We start from the raw sequence: 4,533 nt of genomic DNA, 5'->3' as shown, positions 1-4,533 counted from the left end.
AAGAGCGATGATGCGACGCACTCGCGGTGAGGTCATGATGCCCATCGCTTCAATTTGATATGAGGAGAGTCCCTGATGGGCGTGCCAGAGGGCGAAATACCGTTTTCGTTCGCAAGGGAGTACATGGTCTGCAAACAACAGTTTCTGAAGCGTTGCGGCGTCTTCTGATGTAAGGGCAGGGTCGAGTCGTCTGATAATGTAGTCTACACCCGGGAGCTACTTAGAGCAGTTCTCCGAATGATAGGCACGCCCGAAAAACACTGCCCCTTCATTCTACGTCCTGCTCTTTCTTTTTCACTCGTTCCACTCGGCAAAAAGATGGTCAAAAGAGCACTGTCTTTTTGCAAAATGCTTTAACCCGAGTCCGTAATTATTTGCTGTTTGGCCCCGCCGTCACGATGACCACGTGGCCGGGATCGAGTAACTCTTTGGCGGCGCTGTTGACCTGCTTGGGCGTTACCGCCGCAATCTTGGCCTGGTACTCGGTCAATTCGCTTAGCGGCAGCCCCAGCGCGATCAGGCGCCCCAGGGTGTCGGCCAGCCGGGCAGGGTCGGCCAGTCCGACGGCGTAGGCGCTTGCCAGTCCGTTTTTCGAGGTGCTGACCTCGGTGGCGCTCAGGCCGTGGTCGCGCACGTCTTTCATGATGCCTAGTGCGCCCTGCACGGCCTTTTCGGTGTCGCGGGGGTTGGTCTGCATAACCACCGCGAAGGCTCCGGGCTGCTTGAGGGCCGCGAACGAACTGTACACGCCGTAGGTCAGTCCGTCTTTGTCGCGCAGCTGCGTGCCCATGCGGCTGGAAAGGGTCGAGCCGCCCAGCACGTCGTTGAGCACCAGCGCCGGAAAATAGCGCGTGTCGCGGCGCGAAATACCCTGGTAGCCCACATACGTCACCGCCTGCGTCTTGCCGGGCAGCACCGGATTGGCCCGCACCACGCCACCCGGTTTGCCGATCACTGCGTAATCTAGCCTGGGCGCTGGGCCGCTAGCCTGCCAGCCGCCCAGTTCCTCTTCGATCAGGCGTCGCGCCTGCGCCGGGTCGAAGTTGCCAATCAGCGTCAGCACGGTGTTTTCGGGGCGGTAGTGGCTGCGGTAGAAGTTCAGGGCGTCGGCACGGTTCAGGCCCGCAATGGTCTGCGGCGTGCTGAACACCTGCCAGGGGTTGCCTGCCGGGTACACCGTCTTGCGAAACACCTTCTGGGCCACGTAGGCCGGGCTGTCTTCGGACTGCTTGACCGTCTGCACAGCGCGGGCCTGCGACTGCCCGAACTGCGCCGCCGGGAAGGTCGCGTGTTGCAGCACGTCCGAAACCACGTCCAGCAGCACCGGCAGGTCGCGGTCACGGGCGGCCCCTTGCAGACTCACGGCGGTGCGGTCCACGCTGGGCGAGAGCACCGCGCCCACCCGGTCCAGCGTGCGAGCCAGTGTCAGTTCGTCGCGCGACTGCGTGCCCGAAAGCAGGTTGCCCGCCACCAGATCGACCAGTCCGGCTTTGGCGTCGCTGTCGTACTCGCGCCCGGCCTGCACCAGCGTGCTAAGGGTCACGGTGGGCGTTGAGGTGTCGCGCAGCAGCAGCACGGTCAGGCCATTGCTTAGTTTGATCTGCTGGGGCAAAGTGACCTGGGTGTGGTCGCCCGCCGAGAACTTGGGCAGGTATCTGGCGACCTGCGCGGGATCAACGGGCGGCCCGGCATTGAAGGCTTCCTGGGTCGCGCCCCCGGCCTGTGCGCCGCCGCCCTTGTCCTGAGCGGTCTGGGTCGGCTCGAAATAGCCGGTGGTGCGGCGCTCGTCGGCCAGATAGGTGCGGGCCACGCGCTGCACGTCAGCGGGCGTAATTTTCTGGAGGTCAGCCAGGAATTTGTCGGTGTACTGGTAATCGCCTGCGGTGGTCGCGTCCATTCCCAGATTGGTCGCCTGGGCACTCACCGAACGGGCGTCAAGCAGTGTGCGGGTGCTGATCTGCGTTTTAGCGCGTTCGACCTCTTCGGCGCTGACGGGCTGGTCGCGTAAGTCAGCAATGACCTTCAGCAGCGCCGCATCAAGCTTCCGGAGGTCGGTACCAGGCGTGGGCGTGAAGCTAAACGAGTACCAGCCGCCCCGCGCAAACTGGTAGGGCATGGTGCCGCCGTCTGCCGCCAGGCCGCCCTCGAACAGCGCCTGATACAGCCTGCTTGTGCGCCCTGAGAGCAGCAGATAATCCAGCACCTTTAGGGCCGCCGAATCCGGACTATGCACGTCGGGCAGCGGATACACAGCGTTCAGCAACGGGGTCGCGCCGCTTTCGCGCAGGACAATCGGCTGCTTCGGGGGTGTTTTGCCCACGGTAGCCTCACTGCCACCTGGAATCAGGGGAGCGCTCACGTCAACCGGCGCGGTGCCCGGTTTGCCCAGTTTGCCGAAAGCCGCCTGCACTTGCCGCAGCATGGCCCCCGTTTTGAAGTCGCCCACCACGATCACAGTCGCGTATTCGGGCGAGTAGTACTTCTTGTAGTAAGAGCTGACTTCCTCGGCGGTAAAGCCCTCGATGTCCTTGCGCGTGCCGCCCACCGTCAGGCCGTAGGGCGACCCCGGAAAGGCCGCCGCCTGCACGGCGCGTTCCAAACGGTAAGCCGGGTCGTTCTCGTCTCCCTCGATCTCAGAGAGCACCACGTTTTTCTCGCCCCGCAGCCCCGCTGGGTCAATCAGGGCGTTCGCCATGCGGTCGGCTTCGAGTTGCAGCGCCGCGCCCGCCTTACTGCGCTCGACAGTTTCGTGGTAGGCGGTCTGGTCGTAGTAGGTAAAGGCGTTGAAATCGGCCCCCAGGGCGCCCAGCAGCCGCCCGAACTGCACCGGGCGGTCCTTCGTGCCCTTGAACATCATGTGTTCAAGCTGGTGAGCAATACCGTTGACACCCGCCGCCTCGTTGCGCGAGCCGATCTTGTAGAACACCTGCACGCTGACCACCGGCGCACCGTGGACTTCCTTGGTCAGCACGGTCAGCCCGTTGCTCAGCACGGTGCGCCGGACATCCCGCGTCAAGCTGAGGCTGGGCTGACTCAGGAGGTGCCCGGGCAACTGTACGGGCTTAGACACCCCCGTGACTCCACCCGGCCCACCACTGCCGCCCGCGAGTACGGACGACGACAGCAGGGCGAAACTAAGAGACAGCGCGGCCCCTGGTCGGCACAACACAGGCTTTCTCGACATGCCGGAGTTTAACGCCTGGGGATGAGGAGCCAGCGGCGGCTACCGTATTTTCCTTCTCGCCTCCGCCCGGATTAGGGCAGTTCTCCGAATGATGGGCACGCCGGAAAAACACCGCTGGCCCCTTCATTCTACGTTCTGCTCTCTTTTTTTCACTCGTTCCACTCGGCAAAAAGATGGTCAAAAGAGCACCATCTTTTTGCAAAATGCTTTAAGCCTGGGCGGTTCTTGCCCTGAACCAGACTGGCGTCTGGCGCTTTGACCACCCGCCAATGCGCCGGGTTGCCAACTCCACGCCCGGAAACCGGTTCTCTCTTGCTCGCTCTGCGGCCCAGCTTTATAAGTCCGCTCGGGTAGCGACTTTCGTCGGAGGGCTACTTCAGTTTCTGGGCGTCAATAAACCGGATCACGTCCTGGCGCGTGCTGCCCAGAAAGGTCAGGTTGCGGGCCAGCGCCCCCATGATCGTGATGTGGTCGAGGCGCGGCAGCACCTTGCGCTCGACGGAAATGTGGGCCTTTTTCAGCGCGGCTTCCATATTCAGGGCGTTTTGTGGGTACACGGTGGTGTCGTTGGCCGCCACCAGCAGCAGGTGGGGCGGGGCGTCGGGGCGCACGTGGCGGTCGGGCATCACGTCATCGGGCGAACTGCCCAGCGGAAAGGCGTTCTGGCTAGGCAGCTTACGGTAGTCGTAGCTGTATGGCCCGGCGATGCCCACCACGCCGCGCACCGCGCTGACCGGCACGTTCACTTCACTCAGCCAGCGGGCATTGTCCACCAGTTCCACGGCGTTGAAGCCCCCCGCCGAGTGGCCCACCACAAACAGGTTGTCGGGGCCGCCGCCAAACGAACTGGCGTGGTCGCGCAGCCACCTGAGCGCCGCCGCCGCGTCTTGAATGTAGTCGGGGTAGCGGTTTTTGGGGGCCAGACGGTAACTCATCACGCCAGTCACGTATCCGGCGCGGGCCAGCGAATCCCCGGCGAAGGCGTAGGCGTTCTTGTCGCCGCCCTCCCACGAGCCGCCGTGAATGAACAGCACCACGGGGGCGTTGTGCGCGCCGGGGGGCGCGTACACGTCCAGCACGTTACGCACGTCGGGGCCGTAGTGCTGGTCGCGCACCACTTTCAGGCCGCGCGGGTTGTTGCTGGAATTGACCAGATCCTGGGCGGTCTGGGCCGAGCAGCCGGTCAGGGCGAGCAGCACCCCGGTCGCCACGATTCCCGGCAAGACCCAACGTCGAAAGCGTGTCATAGAGGCCAGCTTAACGAAAGTGAACCGGGCCGAAAAGTATGGCGGCACCTTTGCGGTGGGGGCGACTGCCCGCGCCCAGGCCGCCTATACTCGGCGTATGTC

Annotated in this window: 2 protein-coding genes; both read right to left on the bottom strand. The window is 63.7% G+C overall.

The genetic code is table 11. The features are described 5' to 3' along the window. Window positions 1-370: 370 nt before the first annotated feature. On the bottom strand, window positions 371-3,184 hold the full coding sequence (locus QZ269_RS11450; protein ID WP_291426836.1) for a pitrilysin family protein: 2,814 nt from the start codon (window positions 3,182-3,184) through the stop codon (window positions 371-373). 371 nt (window positions 3,185-3,555) lie between these two features. Beyond that, window positions 3,556-4,431 carry an alpha/beta hydrolase gene (locus QZ269_RS11445; protein ID WP_291426835.1) on the bottom strand — a complete coding sequence of 292 codons (876 nt, stop codon included), beginning with the start codon at window positions 4,429-4,431 and terminating at the stop codon, window positions 3,556-3,558. Window positions 4,432-4,533 lie beyond the last annotated feature (102 nt).

It is taken from the genome of Deinococcus sp. (assembly GCF_018260405.1).
Classification (GTDB): domain Bacteria; phylum Deinococcota; class Deinococci; order Deinococcales; family Deinococcaceae; genus Deinococcus.
This window is presented reverse-complemented; position numbering and strand designations above follow the sequence as displayed.